Annotated in this window: 15 protein-coding genes and 1 tRNA gene; 7 read left to right on the forward strand and 9 right to left on the reverse strand. The window is 72.8% G+C overall.

The window, feature by feature from the left end; translation table 11 throughout:
• Positions 1-45 precede the first annotated feature (45 nt).
• On the forward strand, positions 46-1,746 hold the full coding sequence (locus tag H283_RS0108225; protein WP_020143040.1) for an aminotransferase class V-fold PLP-dependent enzyme: 1,701 nt from the start codon (positions 46-48) through the stop codon (positions 1,744-1,746).
• 18 nt (positions 1,747-1,764) lie between these two features.
• Here the strand turns inward: H283_RS0108225 and H283_RS0108230 are convergent, their stop codons facing one another.
• The 3 genes from H283_RS0108230 to H283_RS0108240 form a co-directional block, all read right to left on the reverse strand.
• Positions 1,765-2,664 (reverse strand): NADP-dependent oxidoreductase, encoded by a 900-nt coding sequence (locus tag H283_RS0108230; RefSeq protein WP_020143041.1) that lies wholly within the window; start codon positions 2,662-2,664, stop codon positions 1,765-1,767.
• A gap of 216 nt (positions 2,665-2,880) precedes the next feature.
• Positions 2,881-5,457, reverse strand: a complete 2,577-nt coding sequence (locus H283_RS0108235) for a polynucleotide kinase-phosphatase (protein WP_020143042.1) — start codon at positions 5,455-5,457, stop codon at positions 2,881-2,883.
• Positions 5,454-6,914, reverse strand: a complete 1,461-nt coding sequence (locus H283_RS0108240; protein ID WP_020143043.1) for a 3' terminal RNA ribose 2'-O-methyltransferase Hen1 — start codon at positions 6,912-6,914, stop codon at positions 5,454-5,456. Before H283_RS0108240 ends, H283_RS0108235 begins: the two co-directional genes overlap by 4 nt.
• Before the next feature lie 105 nt (positions 6,915-7,019).
• On the opposite strand from H283_RS0108240, the gene H283_RS0108245 reads away from it, so the two are divergent.
• The gene (locus tag H283_RS0108245; RefSeq protein ID WP_020143044.1) at positions 7,020-7,580 is read left to right on the forward strand and encodes a DUF1990 family protein; all 561 of its coding nucleotides are present in this window, start codon (positions 7,020-7,022) and stop codon (positions 7,578-7,580) included.
• Positions 7,581-7,635: 55 nt separating this feature from the next.
• Here the strand turns inward: H283_RS0108245 and H283_RS0108250 are convergent, their stop codons facing one another.
• From H283_RS0108250 to H283_RS0108260, 3 genes are all read right to left on the reverse strand, one after another.
• Complete coding sequence (locus H283_RS0108250; RefSeq protein WP_156023052.1) at positions 7,636-8,142, reverse strand: hypothetical protein; 507 nt, start codon at positions 8,140-8,142, stop codon at positions 7,636-7,638.
• A gap of 146 nt (positions 8,143-8,288) precedes the next feature.
• A tRNA-Met gene (locus H283_RS0108255) sits at positions 8,289-8,362 on the reverse strand.
• A gap of 144 nt (positions 8,363-8,506) precedes the next feature.
• A complete protein-coding gene (locus H283_RS0108260) occupies positions 8,507-11,530 on the reverse strand; it encodes a UPF0182 family protein (RefSeq protein WP_020143046.1) in 3,024 nt (1,007 codons plus the stop codon).
• Between the two features lie 239 nt (positions 11,531-11,769).
• On the opposite strand from H283_RS0108260, the gene H283_RS0108265 reads away from it, so the two are divergent.
• On the forward strand, positions 11,770-12,300 hold the full coding sequence (locus H283_RS0108265; RefSeq protein WP_020143047.1) for a PPA1309 family protein: 531 nt from the start codon (positions 11,770-11,772) through the stop codon (positions 12,298-12,300).
• Between the two features lie 29 nt (positions 12,301-12,329).
• On the opposite strand, the gene H283_RS0108270 is transcribed toward H283_RS0108265, so the two are convergent.
• Both H283_RS0108270 and H283_RS0108275 read right to left on the reverse strand, forming a co-directional pair.
• On the reverse strand, positions 12,330-13,448 hold the full coding sequence (locus H283_RS0108270; RefSeq protein WP_231372246.1) for a PDZ domain-containing protein: 1,119 nt from the start codon (positions 13,446-13,448) through the stop codon (positions 12,330-12,332).
• A gap of 14 nt (positions 13,449-13,462) precedes the next feature.
• Positions 13,463-13,912, reverse strand: coding sequence for a molybdenum cofactor biosynthesis protein MoaE (locus H283_RS0108275; RefSeq protein ID WP_020143049.1), 450 nt, complete (start codon positions 13,910-13,912; stop codon positions 13,463-13,465).
• 160 nt (positions 13,913-14,072) lie between these two features.
• On the opposite strand from H283_RS0108275, the gene H283_RS24440 reads away from it, so the two are divergent.
• Both H283_RS24440 and H283_RS0108285 read left to right on the forward strand, forming a co-directional pair.
• The gene (locus H283_RS24440; RefSeq protein ID WP_020143050.1) at positions 14,073-15,896 is read left to right on the forward strand and encodes a zinc-dependent metalloprotease; all 1,824 of its coding nucleotides are present in this window, start codon (positions 14,073-14,075) and stop codon (positions 15,894-15,896) included.
• Positions 15,897-16,018: 122 nt separating this feature from the next.
• Positions 16,019-16,522, forward strand: coding sequence for an NUDIX hydrolase (locus H283_RS0108285; protein ID WP_231372247.1), 504 nt, complete (start codon positions 16,019-16,021; stop codon positions 16,520-16,522).
• 73 nt (positions 16,523-16,595) lie between these two features.
• On the opposite strand, the gene H283_RS24445 is transcribed toward H283_RS0108285, so the two are convergent.
• A complete protein-coding gene (locus H283_RS24445) occupies positions 16,596-17,147 on the reverse strand; it encodes a M48 family metallopeptidase (protein WP_156023053.1) in 552 nt (183 codons plus the stop codon).
• 189 nt (positions 17,148-17,336) lie between these two features.
• Between H283_RS24445 and H283_RS28080 the strand changes: the two genes are divergently transcribed.
• On the forward strand, positions 17,337-17,498 hold the full coding sequence (locus H283_RS28080; RefSeq protein ID WP_020143053.1) for a DUF5679 domain-containing protein: 162 nt from the start codon (positions 17,337-17,339) through the stop codon (positions 17,496-17,498).
• Positions 17,499-17,801: 303 nt separating this feature from the next.
• Complete coding sequence (locus H283_RS26560) at positions 17,802-18,740, forward strand: hypothetical protein (RefSeq protein ID WP_156023054.1); 939 nt, start codon at positions 17,802-17,804, stop codon at positions 18,738-18,740.
• Positions 18,741-18,895 lie beyond the last annotated feature (155 nt).

The raw sequence follows: 18,895 nt of genomic DNA on the forward strand, positions 1-18,895 counted from the left end.
GTTATGCTGTTTTCCTCTAGCATCACCACACGGTATGATCGGGTCATGGCTGGAGCCCCGGAGAACGACCTGCTGACCACGATCCGCGCCAGCGTCATCGGTGACGACCAGGTAATGCACGGCCCCTACGGCCCGCGCCGCGTCACGTACGCGGACTACACCGCCTCGGGCCGCGGCCTGACCTTCATCGAGGACTTCATCCGCGACGAGGTGCTCCCCCGCTACGCCAACACCCACACCGAGAGCTCGGGCACCGGCCTGCAGACGACGCGTCTGCGCGAGGACGCCCGGCGCACCATCCGCGACGCCGTGGGTGGCGACGACGAGACGGTCGTCGTCTTCGCCGGCTCGGGCTGCACCGGAGCCATCGACAAGCTCGTCGGCATCCTCGGCCTGCGCGTCCCGTCGAACTTCGAGGACCGTTGGCACGCCAGCGATCTCGTGCCCGCCGACCAACGGCCCGTCATCTTCATCGGCCCCTACGAGCACCACTCCAACGAGGTGATGTGGCGCGAGTGCGTCGCCGACGTCGTCGTCATCCCGCAGGACCTCGACGGGCACGTCGACATCGAGGTGCTCCGCGAGCGCCTCGTCGAGCACGCCGACCGCCCGCTGCTCATCGGCTCCTTCTCGGCCGCGAGCAACGTCACCGGCATCGTCACCGACACCGACGCGATCTCCTCGCTCCTGCACGAGCACGGCGCGCTCGCGTTCTGGGACTACGCCGCAGCCGCGCCGTACGTCGACATCGAGATGTACGGCCGGGGTGGGCGGGGCGTCGCCGACCCGACGGCCTACAAGGACGCCGTCTTCCTCAGCCCGCACAAGTTCATCGGCGGCCCGAGCACGCCGGGCGTCCTCGTCGTGCGCCGCGACCTCATGACCAACCGGGTGCCCGACGTGCCCGGCGGCGGGACCGTCGCCTTCGTCAACCCCGACGCCCACGACTACCTCACCGACCCCGCGCACCGGGAGGAGGGCGGCACGCCCGCCATCATCGAGGCCATCCGCGCCGGGCTCGTCTTCAAGCTCAAGGAGGCCGTCGGCGTGGAGACCATCCGCGCCCGCGAGGACCGCTTCCTCCAGCGCGCGGTCGCTGCCTGGCGCGACGAACCGGCGATCGAGATCCTCGGCAACCTCGACGCCGAGCGTCTGTCGATCGTGTCGTTCGTCGTCCACGCCCAGGGCGAGCGCTACCTCCACCACAACTTCGTCGTCGCCGTGCTCAACGACCTCTTCGGCATCCAGGCCCGCGGCGGCTGCTCGTGCGCAGGGCCCTACGGCCACCACCTCCTCGGCATCGACCTCGAGCGCTCGCACGAGTTCGAGCGCGAGATCGGGCGCGGCTGCGAGGGCATCAAGCCGGGCTGGGTGCGCGTCAACTTCAACTACTTCATCTCCGACGTCGTCGCCGACTACGTCATCGAGGCCGTCCGCCTCGTGTCCCGTGACGGTTGGCGCCTGCTCGGCGACTACGACTTCGAGCCCGCGACGGGGATCTGGCGCCACCGGGAAGGCCCGGTCGAGCCCCCGCTCCGGCTGCACCAGGTGAGCTTCGAGCAGGGTCGCCTGACCTACCCCGCGCAGCTCGAGCGGGCCGGGGAGGACGCGCTCGCGGGACACCTCGCCGACGCGCGTGCGGTCCTCGCCGCCGCCACCCCCCAGCGATGCGACGAGGCGCACGTCAACGTCGACTTCGACCACCTCAGGTGGTTCGAGCTGCCCGTCAGCAGCGTCTCGCGCTGAGCGGGCGGCCGCCCGAGGTCAGGGGACGAGCACGAGCTTGCCGCCGGCGCGGCCGCTGTCGCTCAGGGCCTGCGCCGCGGACGCCTCGGCGAGCGGCAGCACGCGCGAGATGGTCGTCGTCACGGCACCGGACGCCCGCTGGGCCACGAGGTCGGCGAGCTCCTGCGCCGAACGCTCCGACGTGCCGCTGAAGGTGATGCCCGTGGTGAAGGCGGCCGGGTCGGCGATCGTGACGAGCCGGTCGGAGCCGCCGAGCAGCTCGACCGACTCGTCGAGCACGCCGGCGCCGCTCGCGTCGAACACGGCGTCCACCCCGTTCGGCGCCAGGGCCCGCACGCGCTCGAGCCAGCCGTCGCCGTACGTCGTCGGCGTGGCGCCGAGCGCGGCGACACGCTCCTGGTTGGCGGCCGAGGCCGTGCCGATGACGGTGGCACCGCCCGCGACGGCGAGCTGGGTCGCGACCTCGCCGACGACCCCACTGGCACCGTGCACGAGCAGGGTCTCGCCAGGCTGCACGCCGAGCAGGCGCAGGACGCGTCTGGACGTCTCGCCCGCGACGGGCAGCGACACGGCGACGGTGGCGTCGAGCGCGTCGGGCAGGACGGCATACGTGCTCAGCACGGCGAGCTCGGCGTAGGCGCCGCCCTCCGCGAAGCCGACGACGCGGTCGCCCACGGCGACGTCGGCGACCCCGTCCCCCAGCGCGTCGACGACTCCAGCCGCCTCGAGACCGAGCACGAGCGGGAACACCGTGTCCGGTGAGGCCATGAGGCCGCCGCGGGCCTTGCCGTCGGCGGGGTTGACCCCGACGGCCTCGACCCGGACCCGGACCTGGCCGGGGGCCGGCTGAGGGTCGGGCCGCTGCGCCTCGTGCAGCTCCTCGGGTCCGCCGAACCGGTCGATGACGATGGCCTTCATGGTGCCTCCTGCTGCCCGGGCCGCCCGGCGGGCGACGTCACCACGACAACGACGTGGACCGCTCGCGTATGCCGTCGCGTCCGGTCCCTGGGCAGAGCGACCGCCCAGCGACCACCGCCGTCACGGCGCCATCGTGGCGTACCCCGTCGAGTCGTGGACGGCGATGCCGGGGGTCCGTCGGAACCCCCGGCATGCCCGGCGGGGCAGGGGAATGCGTCAGAGACGGGGGTCGACCGGCTCCGACTCGAGGGCGAGCACGGCGAAGACGGGCTCGTGGACGCGCCACAGCGGCTCACCCCGGGCCAGTCGCTCCAGGGACTCGAGCCCGAGCGCGTACTCGCGCAGGGCGAGGGACCGCTTGTGCCCGAGGTTGCGCTCCCGGAGCCGCTCGAGGTGCTGCGGCAGCGTGTAGTCGGGCCCGTAGATGATGCGGAGGTACTCCCGACCGCGCACCTTGAGGCCCGGTTGCACGAGACCCGACCGGGTGCGCAGCAGGCCGGCGGCCGGCTTGACCACCATGCCCTCGCCACCCGAGGCGGTGAGCTCCTCCCACCACCGCACCCCGGCCGCGACCGACGCCGGGTCGCCGGTGTCGACGACGAGACGGCGCGTCGTGCGGAAGGTCTGCGCGTCGGCCTCGACGAGGCGGTCGATGCGCTCGAGGTGCCACCGGTGCCCGCGGTCGTGCCACGTGCTGCCCTCGCCCGCGAGCAGCTGGAAGGGTGCGAGCTGCACGCCGTCGAGACCGTCGACATCCCAGCAGTACCGGCGGTATGCCGCCGTGAACGCCTCGGCGTTGGCCCGCCGCGCCGTGGTGCGACCGAGCAGGTCGGCGACGTCGAGACCGCGGCCGGCGGCCCGCTCGAGCACGTCGACGGCGGCGGGCAACGCGGCGCGGGCCGCAGCGCCGACGGAGGCGTACTGCTCGCGCAGCAGCACGTCGGCCTTGAGCGACCACGGCAGCAGCTCTGCGTCGAGCAGCAGCCAGTCGGTGCCGAGCTCGTCCCACAGGCCGGCCTCCCCGACGGCCGTGCGCACCCGCCCGAGCAGGGACTCCGTGAGCGGGCCGTCGAGGAAGGACCGACCCGTACGCGTGTGCACGACCCCGGTCTCGCCCGCCGGGGCCCCGAAGCGCCGCGCGGCCGTGGCGGCGTCGCGGCACACGAGCACGACGGCCCGCGAGCCCATGTGTTTCTCCTCGCACACGACCTCTCCGACGCCGGCCTGGGCGTAGGCGCCGAAGGCCTCGTCAGGGTGCTCGAGCACGTCGGGGCGGCGCGACGTCGCGACCGGCGCCATGGTCGGCGGGAGGTAACCGAGCCAGCGCGGGTGCACGGCGAAACGGCTCATCACCTCGAGCGCGCCGGCGGCGTTCTCGCCGCGGATCGAGATCCGCCCGTGGTGGGCCGTCTCGACGACACGGCGCCCGAGGACGTCCGTGAGGTCGAGGTCGTCGTCGCCACGGGCCTGCCCGGCGCGGGTGTCGCCCGCTGCGTCCGTGCTCCCGCCGGCGACCGGGAAGGGCTTGGACGGCGCGTACCAGACCTGCTCGGCGGCGACCTGCACGACCTCCTTCTCCGGGTAACGCAGGGCGGTGAGATGACCTCCGAAGGCACATCCGGTGTCGAGGCACATCGTGTTGTTGACCCACTCGGGGTCGGGTGTCGGCGTGTGGCCGTAGAGCACCATGGCCCGGCCTCGGTAGTCGCGCGCCCACGGGTAGCGGACGGGCAGCCCGAACTCGTCGGTCTCCCCCGTCGTGTCGCCGTAGAGGGCGAAGGACCGGACCCGCCCGGAGGCGCGCCCGTGGTAGGCCTCCTTGAGCCCCGCGTGGGCGACGACGAGCCGGCCGTCGTCGAGCACGAGGTGCGACACGAGGCCGTAGCACCAGTCGCGCACGGCCGCGCGGAACTCGGCGGGCTCCTGCTCGAGCTGCGCGAGCGTCGTCTCGAGCCCGTGGCTCACCTGGACCCGGGCGCCGTCCAGCGCCCGGACGAGCTTGTGCTCGTGGTTGCCCGGGACCGCGAGCGCGTGCCCCGACGCCGTCATGCCCATGGCGAGGCGCAGCACCCCCGGGGTGTCGGGACCCCGGTCGACGAGGTCGCCGACGAACACGGCGCGACGGCCCTCGGGGTGCTCGGCGTCGACGGCTCGCCCCTCGTCGTCGCGGACCAGCGCGTAGCCGAGCCGGTCGAGCAGCTGCTCCAGCTCGACCCGGCAACCGTGCACGTCACCGATGACGTCGAACGGGCCGTGCTCGTCGCGCCGGTCGTTGAGCAGTCGCTCGCGGATCACCTCGACCGAGGCGATCTCGTCGACGCCGTTCAGGACGTGGACCTTGCGGAAGCCCTCTCTCCCAAGGCCTTTCAGTGACCGGCGGAGCTGGTCGTGGTGCCGTTTGACGACATGGGCACCGAAGTCGCGGTCGGGCCGTTCACGGTTGCGCTCGACGGCGACGGACACCGGCACGTCGAGGACGACGGCGACGGGCAGCACGTCGTGCGCCTTGGCGAGCTCGACGAGCTGGCGCCGCGCGTCCTTCGAGACGTTGGTCGCGTCGACGACCGTGAGCCGTCCGGCGGCGAGTCGCTTGCCGGCGATGTAGGCGAGCACGTCGAAGGCGTCCTTCGAGGCCGCCTGGTCGTTCTCGTCGTCGGACACGAGCCCGCGGCAGAGGTCGCTCGAGATGACCTCGAAGCGGCCGAAGTGCTGGGCCGCGAACGTCGACTTGCCCGACCCGGACGCACCGACGAGGGCGACGAGGGCGAGCTCGGGGATCGCGATCGTCGTCATGCCGCACCACCTTCCGCCGTCGCGTGGGCGGGACCGTCCCGGCGGAGGTCCACGCGTCGGAAGAGCGCGAGCTGGGTCGGTGACCCGAGCTCCGGGTCGTTCTCGCCCACGGGACGCAGCTCGACGGCATACCCGTGGGTCTCGGCGACGGCCGTGGCCCACTGCCCGAACTCGGTGCGGGTCCACTCGAACCGGTGGTCGAGGTGGCGCATCGCGCCGGCCGCGAGACGCTCGTAGCGCACGTTGAACTCGGCGTTCGGAGTGGTCACGACGACCGACGCCGGGCGCGCGTGGCCGAAGACGCTGCGCTCGAGGGCCGGCAGCCGGTCGGGGTCGAGGTGCTCGACCACCTCCATGAGGACGATGGCGTCGAAGCCCTCGAGCGCGCGGTCGCGGTAGGTGGCCGACGACTGGCGCAGGGTCAGGCGAGCACGGACGCTGTCGGGCATCCGCTCCAGCGCCAGACGCCGCTCGGCACGCTCGAGGGCACCGGCGGCGACGTCGACGCCGACGACCTCGGTGAACGCGGGATCGGCCAGCAGCTCGCGCAACAGCGCGCCCTCGCCGCAGCCGAGGTCGACGACGCGGTGCGAGGCCGTGTCGCGCAGGGCGGCGAGGACGGCGGCGGACCGGAGCCGGACGAGCGGGGTCGCCGACTCGACCTCGTCACCTACGACGGTGGGCTCGGGCTGCTGCGACTCGGCGGCGACGTCGTCGAGCGCGTCGAGGCGCTCGGTGGCCTCCGCGACGAACACGCCCTGGTGCTTGAGGTAGCGGCGGGTGACGAGGTCGCGCTCCGGGTGGCTGGCGAGCCAGGCGCCCGCGTTCCGGACGAGCTTGTCGACCTCGTCGGTGCTGACCCAGTAGTGCTTCGCGCCGTCGAGCACCGGCAGGAGGACGTAGAGGTGGCTCAGGGCGTCGGCGAGCGGCAGCGTGCCCGTCAGCGTCACGTCGGCGTAGCGCGAGTCGCCCCACCGCGGCACCTCGGGGTCGAGGGCGACGGCGTCGGCCCGGACCTGCCAGCCGATCGGTGCGAAGAGTCGCTCGACGAGCTCGACGCCCCCCGAGCAGGGCAGCGCGGGCACGGTGACCGTGAGCGGCAGGGCGACGCCCTCCAGGTCGGGCCGGGCCGGGCAGCGGCCCTTGAGCGCCGTGCCCCACACCTTGCCGAGCGCCACCGCGAGCATCGACGACGCGGCATACGGCCGGTCGTTGACGTACTGCGCGAGGGCGAAGCCGTCGCCGCCGAAGCGCTTGCCCCGGACGATGCCGACGGGGTCGACCTCGAGCAGCAACGCTGCCGTGCACCGCTGCTCGTCCGACTCGGGGTAGAAGACGTGGGCCGTGCCGACCGGCAGCTCGAAGGACTGCACGCGGTCCGGGTGCTTGTGCAGCAGGTAGCCCAGGTCGCTCGCGACCGTGGTCCGGGTCGCCGTCGTCGTGATGGTCAGCAGCACGCGCTCATTGTGCACGCCACGAGAGGGGAGGTCGGGCGACGCGCGCGTCTGCAGAGGATGAGCCGTCCTCGTCGCAGGACCGCGGTGATCGGGCATGCTGGGCGCATGAACGGGCCCCTCCTTCTCGCGGGCGACCGCCTTGCCGAGCTGGCGCTGGCGCCGCTGACCTATGCCGAGGTGGGCGCGAGCCTGCGCAAGGGGCCCCTCCCGGCCGGCTACGGGCACCTGCGACGGCGCGCCGTCGTGGGCCAGGGCACGGATGCCTTCGACCGTGCGTCGGAGGCGCTGCTCGGCTGGGCCGTCCAGCGCGGCGCCGGCGTACGCGTGGTCGCATCGAGCCCAGTCGTGCTGCCCGCCGTCGTCGCCGATCTGCGCCTCGGCCCGGGGCCGCTGTCCCTCCGGGCACCCGTACGCGTCGTCGACGTCGTCGAGGGACCGCGGCGCCGCGGCTTCGCCTACGGCACGCTGCCGGGTCACCCGGAGGCCGGCGAGGAGTCGTTCGTCGTGTCGCTCGGGGAGGACGGCGCCGTCACGTTCACGGTGCGCGCCTTCTCGCGCCCGGACGGCGCCCTGACGCGCCTCAGCGGCCCCGTCGGCCGCCGGGCCCAGCGGCTCGTCGCAGGTCGCTACCTGAGGTCCCTGGAAGCGCTGGTCCGGGCGTCCTGAACCACGCGTCGCGCCGCGCGCCCGCGGAGGGGCGCCGGCAGCCTGTGGCGGACCCTCAGTGCAGGAACGTCTTGGCCGCGACCATGACGACGCCCAGGAGCGCTGCAGCGAGCGACTCCCGGGCGGCCGTGCCCGGGCTCGAACCGACGGCGCGCGCCCCCAGGTAGCCCACCGCACCGAGCTCGACGACGGTGAGCCACAGGGCGAGGTTCACCGCGAGCGCGGTGTCGGCGCCGAGCAGGGTCGCCACGAGCACGACCACGAAGGCGGGCACACCCCCGAGGAGCACCCGGGACTCGTGGCGCACCGCGGCGACCATCCGCCGGGGCAACGGCGACCCGGCGTGGATGAACTGGTCGGAGAAGGCGCGCACGTAGACGTCGGCGAGCCAGTAGACGACGAGGACGAAGACCGCCGCGACGACGACGCGCCCCGTCGACGGTGCGTGGTTCGCGGTCGCGCTCATGACGGCGCCGGTGATGATGGCGCCGTAGAGCAGTCCAGCCGGGTTGCCCCGGGCGATGAGTCGCGTGGCCCGTTCCCGGGCTGTCTCCTCCACCACGGTGCCCCCCTCGGCGGGCGCCACCGGACGCGGCGCCTCGGGCCCAGCCTCCCGCGACGGCAGGTCGTTGCGCCAGTGGCTCCGTCCGGAGAACGACGAAGGGCCCCAGATCTCTCTGGGGCCCTTCGTGTCGCTGACGCGATCAGTAGCGGGGGCAGGATTTGAACCTGCGACCTCCGGGTTATGAGCCCGGCGAGCTACCGAGCTGCTCCACCCCGCGTCGGCAAGAGCAACGTTACGCGAAACCTCGCGCAGGACCAAATCGAGGCCCCGTCGTGCACGGATCAAGCGCCGTCGACACCGGAACGACCTGTGGCAGCACGCGATTCGCGTGCTGCCACAGGTCGTGATCGAGTTCGGTCGCTCAGGGTGTCGCTGTCGGCGCCGACCGCGGTGAGGCCTCGACCGCGCGCGTCAGCGCCTCCTTGAGCTTGGCCTGCGCCTGGCCGTAGGCGGCGAAGTCACCCCGCTTGAGGGCAGCCTCGCCCTCGACGTAGGCCGCCTGGGCGTCCTTGAGCGCCTTCGACAGCGCCGCCGCGTCCGGGCTCCCGGGCGTCGCGGTCGACGACGGCGTCGGCGTGGGCGTGGCCGTGCTGCCCGGCGTCGGCGTCGGCGTCGGGGTCGGAGTCGTGCCCGTGCCGGTGTCACCCGCCTGCGCGCCCGACGACCCACCGAAGAGGTCGTTGAGAGCCGCATCGAGCGACCCGGCCCAGGCGATCTTGTCGCCGAAGGCGACCGCGACGGCCGAGAGACGCGGGTAGGTGCCCGAGCCGCTCGACCTGGCCTGCACGTAGATCGGCTGGACGTAGAGCAGTCCCCCACCGACCGGGAGGGTCAGCTGGTTGCCGAAGATGACGCTGGCCCCGGTCGACGACGTCGTCGAGATGAACTGCGCGAGGGTCAGCTGGCGACCGAGCGACGCGTCGTTGGAGGTGACGGTCGAGGTCCGCATGTCGTTGTAGACCTGACCCGGACCGTTGACCGACCCACCGGTCGTCTCGAGCAGGCGCATCTTGCCGTAAGCCGGCGACTTCTTGCCGTCCTGGGTGCCCGCGTCGCCGTCCACCGCGAGGAAGCCGGAGAGCACGTTGCGGTCACCGGTCGGCATGAACGTCGACGTCAGCGAGAACGCCGGGCTCGACTGGTCGGGCATCGCGAGCGAGAGGTAGTACGGCGGCTGGAGCAGGTTGTCGGCCGGCTGCGTCGGGTCGTCGGGCACGCGCCAGAAGTTCTGGCCGCCGTAGAACGACGCGGCGTCCTGGTCGTGGTACTTCTCCAACAGCGTGCGCTGCACCTTGAAGAGGTCCTCCGGGTAGCGCAGGTGCGCCATGAGCGAGCCGTTGATGTCGCTGAGCGGCTTGACCGTGCCCGGGAAGATCGACATCCACGCCTTGAGCACCGGGTCCTGCTCGTCCCACTGGTACAGCGTCACCGTGCCGTCGTAGGCGTCCACCGTCGCCTTGACGGAGTTGCGGACGTAGTTGACCTGGCCGGCCTGCACGGCACGCACCGAGTTGCGGGTGCTCGTCACGGCGTCCTCGGTCGCCGTGTCGAGCGTCGTCGTCTGGGAGTACGGGTAGTTCGCCGACGTCGTGTAGCCGTCGAGGATCCACTGGACCCGACCGTCGACGACCGCGGGGTAGGCGTTGCCGTCGAGCGTCAGCCACGGCGCGACCCGCTGCACGCGCTCACGCGGCGTGCGGTGGTCGAGGACGCGCGAGTCGTTGGTCACCGCGTCGGAGAGGAGGAAGTTGATCTCGCGGTACTTCACGGCATACGCGAGCCGCCTGAGGGCGTCGAGCTGCACGCCACCGGCTCCGGCGTACGTGTAGTTGATCTGCCCGGTGCCCTGCGGGTCCGGGTAGTCGAACTCCTGCTTGTTGCCGCCGACGACGGAGTACTCCGGCGAGTTCTCACCGAAGTAGATGCGCGGCTCGTACTTCCCGAGGGCTCCCTCGGTGCCGATCTGGGACTCGATGAAGGTCGGTCGACCGTCGGCCTCACGGGTGTTGCCCTTGGCCGCGACGACGCCGTAGCCGTGGGTGTAGACGGTGTGGTCGTTGAGCCAGTTGCGCTGGCCGTCGGGAACGCCGCTGAGGTCGAGCTCGCGGGCCGCGATGACGGTGTCCTGGGACTTCCCGTCGATCTGGTAGCGGTCGACGTCGAGCACGTCGGCGAACTGGTAGTAGCCCTTGCTCGCCTCGAGCTGCTTGAACGTCGGGCCGACGACGTTGGGGTCGATGAGGCGGATGCCCGGCACCGTGGCCGCGTCGCCACGCAGCTGACCGGGCGCCGCGACGGTCTTCGTGTCGTAGGAGTCCACCTTGATGTCACTGAAGCCGTAGGCCGCCCGTGTGGCGTTGATGTTGCGCTGGATGTACGGGACCTCGAGGGACTTCTCCGAGGGGCGCACCTTGAGCGACTGCACGAGGGCCGGGTAGATGCCGCCGACCGCGACCACGATGACCGCGAGCACCGCGACGCCGACGAGTGGAAGGCGCCACGAGCGCGTCCAGATCGTCGTGAGGAACATGATCGCGCACATGACGGCGGCGAGCGCGAGGATGCCCTTCGTCGGGATGATCGCGTGCGACTCGGTGTACTGGATGCCGGTGATCTTCGTCGACTGCGCGGTCGCGAGGTTGTAGCGGTCGACCCAGAAGGCGACGGCGCGCACGAGCACGAGGGCGGCCGCGATGACCGACAGGTGCACGCGGGCGGCCTGGGTCGAGCGCATCTTGTTGCCGGCGACGATGCCGCCGTAGAGGTAGTGCGTGAACGCAGCCGTGATGAAGCCGATGACGAGGATCATCGTCAGGAACGCGACGACGAAGTTGATCCACGGCAGGTCGAAGACGAAGAAACCGATGTCGAGGCCGAACTCGGGGTCGGTGGTGCCGAACGGGCTGCCGTTGCGCCACAGCAGGAAGGTGTCCCACTGCGTCGCTGCCGACAGACCGGCGAAGAGACCGACCGCGAGCGGTGCCGCGATCGTCGCGGTGCGACGCATCGGCTCGACGAGCTGGCGGTAGTGCTCCATGGCCTGCGTGTCGGGCGACGGGGCGTAGATCGGGCGGTTGCGGAACGCGAAGTGGATGCTCGACCACACCATCGCCGCCGTGAGCAGGCCACCGACGAGACCGAGCAGGAGCTTGGTGACGATCTGGGTGCTGAAGACGCCCGCGAAGCCGACCGACTGGTACCACAGCACCTCGGTCCAGAACTGCGCCGCGATGGCGATGACCACGAGCAGCGCGGCCGCCACGACCAGAGAGGTGACGAGCGGGCGTCGGGTGGGCGGCAGCGTGGCCGCGTCGGGGCGTCGGGGCGGGCCCGAGTCGTCGTCGTTGAAGTTGCCCGGCGGGGGGCCGAAGTTGCTGTCGCTCACGTGGAGTGCCTTGGGTGCTGGGGCGGGCAGGTGGTCGGGCGGACCCGTGGGCAGCCTCCTGAGGCCGCCTGCGGCAACCATAACCCGCGCTCGTGCGGCACCCGCGGCGCGATACCGCAACGTGACCGGCACGAGACCCCGAGCGTCGACGGCGTACGCGTCAGGCTCGTCCCGAGCCCGGCGCCCGGTCCGCGCCGGGTCCGCGCCGGCCACCCCACGGCATACGGCAGCATGGGGGCGTGAACGCGCAGCCCGTCATCGACCCACTCGCCATCGCCGCCCTCGACACCGAGCGGCACGTCGCGGCCTCCGGCTGGGACCAGCCCGCGCGGCTCTTCGCGCTCGTGCGCACGGCCGACCTGCTCGAGCGCGAGCCGCAGCTGCGCGACCAGATGGGACCCTCCGACCTCGCCGACGGCGCCCTGACCGCCATCGAGCAGGAGGGTCTGCCCACGACGAGCTCGCTCGAGACGCTGCTCGGCCGGCTCGCCTGGCCCGACGAGGTCGACGGCTGCGCCTTCGCCATCGAGCGCATGGTCGTTCCGCCGGAGGCCGAGCGCGAGCTGCCTTCCCGGGACGACGACGCCGTCGACCACCTCGCGGCCCACCCGGACCGCAAGGACGTGCGGCTCGTCGTGGCGGTCCTGCGCGACGGCACCTCGATCTGCCTGCTGCGCCAGCGCGACCACGACTCGGACGACGCCGTCGCGACCGGCAAGGACATCGCCCCGGGTCTCGTCGAGGCCCTCAAGGCGACCTTCGAGGACTGACCGCCGGAGCGCGGCCCGCTCCTGCGTCGTCAGCAGCGGGGCAGCGAGCCCGTCTGGCCCTTGGCGATGGCCTCGACCGCGGTGCGGGCCTCGTCGAACGTGCCCACCTTGAAGACCTCGAGCCCGTCGGGCACGTGCCCGACCACCTCGGTGCAGTTGTCGGCCGGGGCGAGGAAGTAGGCGGCGCCGTCCGACCTGGCACCGGCGAGCTTCTGGCGGATGCCGCCGATGGGGCCGACCTTGCCCTCGTCGTCGATCGTGCCGGTGCCGGCGATCTGGCGACCCCCGGCCAGCGGGCCCGGCGTCAGCTTGTCGTAGATGCCGAGGGAGAACATCAGTCCCGCGGACGGACCGCCGATGGCGCCGGCGTCGATGGTCACCGTGGCAGGGAAGTCGTGGTCGAGCCCGAGCAGGACCCCGAGGGCCGTGCGGCCACCCTGGCCCTCGACGGTCGGGACGTCGACCGTCACCTCCTTGCCGGCGCGCGTGACCGCGAGGGAGACGCTGTCTCCGGGCTTCGTCTTCTGGAGGGTGTCGCGCAGGGCCTGCGTCGTCGTCACGGGCTCGCCGTCGATGCTGTCGAGACGGTCGCCGACCTTGAGCAGGCCCTTGGCCTTCGACGAGTCGGTGATGCCGGCGATGGCGACGTGGGTCGGCACGTCCTTGCCGATCGCGCGCAGCGCGACGGCCGTGGCCTCCTCCTGGGAGCCCTCCATCTGGACGGCGTTCTCCTCGGCCACCTGCTCCTGGGTGACCTGCGGGTCGAAGACGTCGTCGACCGGGAAGACGTCGCGGGCGGGGTCGACCCATGCCTGCAGGATGTCCCACGCGTCGACGGGGTAGCCCGGCCCGCCCTCGACGCGCACCGTCGTGAAGCGCAGGGCTCCGTCGGTCGGATAGGTGGGCAAACCCGAGATCGCGATGATCGGCTTGTTCTGGGCGCCGGACGTGCCGAGGGTGTCCTGCGTCGGCCCGGGGCTCATGACGGCATACGGCAGGTGGACGACCGAGCCGACGACCATCAGGACGAGGAAGACGAAGAACGCCGCCAGGACCGCCTTGTTGCCGCGGGTGAGCCTGCCGGTGTCCTCGGCCTCGAGCACCTCGGCACGGGTCGGCAGGTCGGTACCGGTGGGCTGCTCCGGCACGCGCTTGATCGTCCTCACGGCAGCCCGACCCACTCGTCGGCGCCGTCGGCGAAGCGTTGGTGCTTCCAGATCGGGATCGTCGCCTTGAACTCGTCGATGAGCTCGCGGCAGACGTCGAACGCCTCGCCGCGGTGCTCGGCGCTGACACCGACGACCACCGCGACGTCGCCGACCTCGAGGTGGCCCACCCGGTGGACGACGGCCAGGCGCACGGAGCGTCCGTCGGCCGCGAGACGCTCGGCGAGCGCACGGGCCGCCTCGGCCGCCTGCGGGTGCGCCGAGTAGTCGAGGGCGGCCACCGTCTTGTCCGCGGTCTCCACGGCGACTTCGCCCGCCGGCCCGTCGTGGTCGCGCACCGTGCCGACGAAGAGGCAGACGCCGCCGGCCCTGGGCGAGGAGACGCTCGTGAGCACCTCGTCGACCGACAGAGGTGTCTCACGGATCTCGGCAAGGGTGACCGTCACGCCCGCAATCGTATGCCGCCGCGCGGGCCCCCGCGTCCCGCGCCCGCGGCCGCGCCCGTGCACGTGCCCGGGGCGGGGAACCAACGAGGTCGATCCGTGGTTGTCTTGGTGTACGGCCAGACGGCCGGCACGAGATCCGTTCGAGTGGGGATGAGCAGGCATGGCCGACGACCGTGGACGCGGTGACGACAACCACAGCGACAAGGACGACGTGTCCGGCGAGGACCAGGGCGAGGCGGGCCAGCAGGACGCCGCCGGCCAGCCTGGCGACACCGCCGGTCAGCCTGGCGACCAGCCCGGTGACGCCGGCGACCAGGTCGGCCCACCGGACGCAGGTCGGGCGCCCGGCGAGTCCCCCTTCGGCCTGCCGCTGAACCGCCCCGGCGGCGGCTCCCCCGGCTCAGGAGCCGGACCGGTCGGCTTCGGCAGCGGCTTCGGGGGCGGCTTCGGTGAGGGCTTCCCCGGCCTGCCGGACCTGGGCGGGATGGACCCGTCCGACCTCGGGGCCATGCTCGAGAAGGTGCTCGGCGAGGCCGCCGACAACCCCGAGCTCGCCGAGGCCATGAAGAGCATGGGCGTCGACCCCCGCGACCCGGCCACGCAGGCCGCGATGCGTGCCCAGCTCGGCACCTTCATGGCTGCCCAGGACTCCCCGACCGGCTCACGCGACCTGGCGACCGAGGTCGCCCGCCGTCACGTGATGGCCGCGCAGGGCAACGACGTGCACGACGAGGCCGCCGCACGGGCGGTCGCCGACGCGGTCGCCGTGGCGACCCTGTGGCTCGACGAGCAGACGACACTGGCCTCCCCCGCCTGGCGTGCGACCGGCCTGAGCCGCGCCGAGTGGGTCGAGGCGACGATGCCGCGCTGGTTCGAGCTCATCGAGCCCGTCTCCGACGGCGTCACGGCCGCGACGTCCGACGCCATGCGCAAGCAGGTCGGCGAGCTCGGCCCGGAGGCCTTCGGCGAGTCCCTGCCCGAGGGGCTGCCGGAGGGCTTCGACCCGCGGCAGATGGTCGAGCAGTGGGCGCCGATGCTCGGCAACCTCAGCCGCCAGATGTTCTCGGCCCAGCTCGGCCAGGCCGTCGGCACGCTCGCCACCGAGGTCGTGACCGGCACCGAGGTCGGCCTCCCCCTCACCGAGCCGGGCGTCGTCGCCCTGCTTCCCGGCAACGTCGCCGAGCTCGCCGAGTCGCTCGAGATCGACATCGCGCAGGTCCGTCTCTACCTCGCGGTGCGCGAGGCGGCCCGCGTCCGCCTCTTCTCCGAGGTGCCGTGGCTCGGGCCGCAGCTGCTCTCGGCCGTCTCCGACTACGCCCGCAACATCACGATCGACACCGACGCCATCGAGTCGGCTCTGTCGACGATCGACCCCTCGGACCCCGAGGCGCTGCGCACCGCCCTGCAGGGCAACCTCTTCCGGCCGCAGCCCACCCCTGCCCAGCGCGCGGCGCTCGACCGGCTCGAGACGCTCCTCGCCCTGGCCGAGGGCTGGGTCGACCACGTGACCGACCGCACGACGGCCCGGCACCTGCCGCTGTCGGCGGCCCTGGCCGAGACGATCCGCCGACGACGCGTGGGCGGAGCGGCTCAGAAGACGTTCGCCGGGCTCGTCGGGCTCGAGCTGCGCCCGCGCCGGCTGCGCGACGCCGCGAACCTCTGGGCTGCGCTCGAGAGCGCCGGCGGCGCGACCCTGCGTGACGGCCGCTGGGCCCACCCGGACCTCGCCCCCACCTCGGCCGACCTCGACGACCCGATCGGCTACGTCGAGCGGGCCACGGGCACCTCCTCGACGGGCGCGCTGCCCGAGGGCGGTGACAACCTGGGCGCCGACCTCGACTCCGTGCTTCAGGGCATCCTCGAGGAGGCCGACCGCGAGCGCGGCACCGACACCGGCACTGGGACCGGCACCGGCACGGCCGCCGGGGACGACGACGGCGACACCGGCGGCGACGGCGACACCGGCGCCGGCCCTCAGCGGTGACGGGGGCGCACCGCCCTTCAGCGCAGGCGGGCCCGCACGGGTCCCTCGGGCCCCTTGCCGGGCCGGACGGGGTCGCCTGGCGCCGACTGCACGACGACGCCCTCGCTCGGCTGGAGTCATGGGTGGCACCCGACGAGCAGCAGGAGCGCCTGCGCACGGAGTTCCTCGACCACCTCCGCGCTCATCCGGACGCGATGAGCAAGGCCGGACCGCCGGCACACCTGACGGGAAGCGTCATCGTGCTCGACGACGACGGCGACGCCGCGCTGCTGACCCTGCACCGCCGGGCCCTGGCCTGGTTCCAGTTCGGCGGACACTTCGAGCCGGGCGACGCGACGGTGTGGCACGCGGCCACTCGTGAGGCGCGTGAGGAGTCGGGCATTGCGGACATCACGGCCTTTCCGGAGATCGCGCAGCTCGATCGACACATTCTTTCCGGGAATTTCGGCACGTGCCGTGAGCACCTCGACATCCGTTTCGCGGCGCGTACTCCGAGGTCGACCGAGTCGGCCGTCAGCACCGAGTCGATCGACGTCCGGTGGTGGCCGGTGGACGCCCTTCCGGAGGGGACGCGAGAGGACCTGCGCCCCCTCGTGGACGCCGGCCTGAGACTGCACCGGCGCTGACCGACGGGGCCGCCGCGCGGGACGTCACGGCATACGTCGGCCGTCTGCCGTCAGGCGGAGCGCGGGGTGGCGTTCACTCGTCACTGAGGCCGAGGCCGGCGGCAGCGGAGACGCCCTGGAGGTAGCCGCGGGCGCGCTCGAGACGCGGGTAGCCCTGCAGCAGGGCCCAGAACTCCGCGCCGTGCCCCGGCTGCAGCAGGTGGGCCAGCTCGTGGAGCAGGACGTAGTCGACGACCCAGCTCGGCATGCCACGGAGCTTGTCGGACAAGCGAATCGAGCCCTCGGCCGGAGTGCACGACCCCCAGCGGGAGTTCTGGTTGGAGACCCAGCGCACGCTCGCGGGAACGGCCCGTCCGCCCAGGTGGTCGCGCGACAGGGCGAGCGCGCGCTGCTCGAGGTCGCCGTCGCTGCGCTGGCGGCGCTGCTCGGACGCGGCCACCCGCGCCACCATGGTGCGCACCCACTCCCCCTCCTCGGCGCGGCTCATCCGCGCCGGGACGAGGACGACGAGGCGACCCTCCTGGCGGTAGGCCGACACGGTGCGGCGACGCTTGGCGCTGCGGCGGACCTCGACGGTCACCCCGTCGACCACCGTGTGCACCACCTCACGTCGCACCGTCGCCATGAGGGCAGGGTAGGCCAGCGCGGGGACAACGGTCCGGAGCACGGCCCCGACACGGCCGCGCTCGCGCGTCATACCTCATCGCGGACGGGCGCGCCAAGCGGGGATGAGCATGATTTCGTGCTCAGCGTGCTCTAGGGTTGAACGAGTCGAGGCACCCGTCGGATGGGTGCCATCTACAAGGAGACATCAATGGCTGACGAGACCTACAAGGGCGAGTTCTACTGCGTGAAGTGCAAGGAGAAGCGCGAGGCCGAGGGCAAGGTTGTCGTTTCTGACAACGGTCGCCGCATGGCCAAGGGACAGTGCCCCGTCTGTGGCACGAACCTGAACCGCATTCTGGGCAAGGCCTGACCAGGTCGCGGCGGCGTCGCTGACGCCGCAGATCGAGGGGGCGGGACCACACGGTCCCGCCCCCTCGCGCGTACCCACCGCGAACCGCCCCCGGCAGACTCACGCCTCCCCAGGCTCGACCGGAGGTCTGGGGTCCTCGGTCCCGGCCTGACGGGGCTGTGGACGACGACCACGGCCGCACCCGGGCGGCTGCGAGCCTGACGACCGAGGGTGGCGCACGCTGGTGGCGCCACCGGGTCTGGAGGTCCGATGTCCGCTGCTGAGGTCCCACCCCACCCCCGCGTGCCCGTGTGGCTGCGTCCGATGACGAGACGACGCGGGGAGGTCCAGTTCGGCGTGCTCCCGGGCGGTCCTGTCGTCACGGGGGTCAGCGACACCGAGGCCGACCTGCTCGGCCGCCTCGACGGCGCCCTCCCCCTCCTCTCGACCGAGCGCGTGGCGGCCGACGCGGGAATCCCTCCTGCACGATGGCGTGCCCTGCTCGAGCTCGTCGCCGAGCTCGGCGTGCTCACCGACCGGCTCCCGGCGGGGACGTCGCTGTCCGGAGCCGCGACCACAGCACGCGTCAGCGCCCGCGGGCGGGTCGTCGTCGACGGCTGTGGCCACGTCGCCACCGACATCGCCGAGGCCGTGGCGCACACCGGCGCCACCGTCGTGCACGGCCGGACCGCGGTCGACCGAGCGGTCGCCGCCCCGCTCCGCCCACGACCAGACCTCGTCGTCCTCGTGGGGTCGCCTGTCGTCGACCCTCGTCGAGGCGACCTCTGGCTGCGTCACGGCATCCCGCACCTGCCCGTGGCTCCGGCCGGGCCGCGTACGGTGATCGGTCCCCTCGTGGACGGCTCCCCCGGCGCCCCGTGCCTCTGGTGCCTCGACCGACACCGGGCCGACCGCGACGACGCATGGCCGACGCTGATGAGCCAGGCGACGCCGACACGGGCTCTCACGCCGGCCGGGTCGCCCGAGGGCGAGCACGACGGTCTCGCTCCGGGCCTGTCCCATCTCGTCGTCGGCAGCGTGACCCTCCTCGTCAACGGGGTCCTCGAGGGCCACCCTCCCCCGCCCGGGGTCTCGGTCGAGGTGAGCCCGCCGTGGCCGCGGATGGACCACCGACGCTGGCCGACGCACCCGCTCTGCCCGGCGCACCCCTCCCCGGGCGGCACGAGCGACCCGGCCGGCCCCGTCGGCCCCGTCGGCGCATGGCCGGGCACCGGAGGCGCGTCGCTCCGTCGCGGGGCGTGACCCGACTCCCAGCGCAACGCTGGACAGATGGTCTGACGTACCCGCCCTGGCGGGTACACATAGAGTCGAGGGTGGGGCTCGACCCGCCGCCGCGTGATGCTGTCTCGTTCACCGGCGCCGGGCCGACCGCTCGCGCCCGCACGACCGTCGACCCG

The sequence above is a fragment of the Terracoccus sp. 273MFTsu3.1 genome, assembly GCF_000383675.1.
GTDB lineage: Bacteria > Actinomycetota > Actinomycetes > Actinomycetales > Dermatophilaceae > Terrabacter.

Coding starts and splice junctions, on each gene's coding strand:
- H283_RS0108225 (WP_020143040.1), top strand. CDS start 46: ATGGCTGGAGCCCCGGAGAACGACCTGCTGACCACGATCCGCGCCAGC.
- H283_RS0108230 (WP_020143041.1), bottom strand. CDS start 2,664: ATGAAGGCCATCGTCATCGACCGGTTCGGCGGACCCGAGGAGCTGCAC.
- H283_RS0108235 (WP_020143042.1), bottom strand. CDS start 5,457: ATGACGACGATCGCGATCCCCGAGCTCGCCCTCGTCGCCCTCGTCGGT.
- H283_RS0108245 (WP_020143044.1), top strand. CDS start 7,020: ATGAACGGGCCCCTCCTTCTCGCGGGCGACCGCCTTGCCGAGCTGGCG.
- H283_RS24440 (WP_020143050.1), top strand. CDS start 14,073: ATGGCCGACGACCGTGGACGCGGTGACGACAACCACAGCGACAAGGAC.
- H283_RS24445 (WP_156023053.1), bottom strand. CDS start 17,147: ATGGCGACGGTGCGACGTGAGGTGGTGCACACGGTGGTCGACGGGGTG.
- H283_RS28080 (WP_020143053.1), top strand. CDS start 17,337: ATGGCTGACGAGACCTACAAGGGCGAGTTCTACTGCGTGAAGTGCAAG.
- H283_RS26560 (WP_156023054.1), top strand. CDS start 17,802: ATGACGAGACGACGCGGGGAGGTCCAGTTCGGCGTGCTCCCGGGCGGT.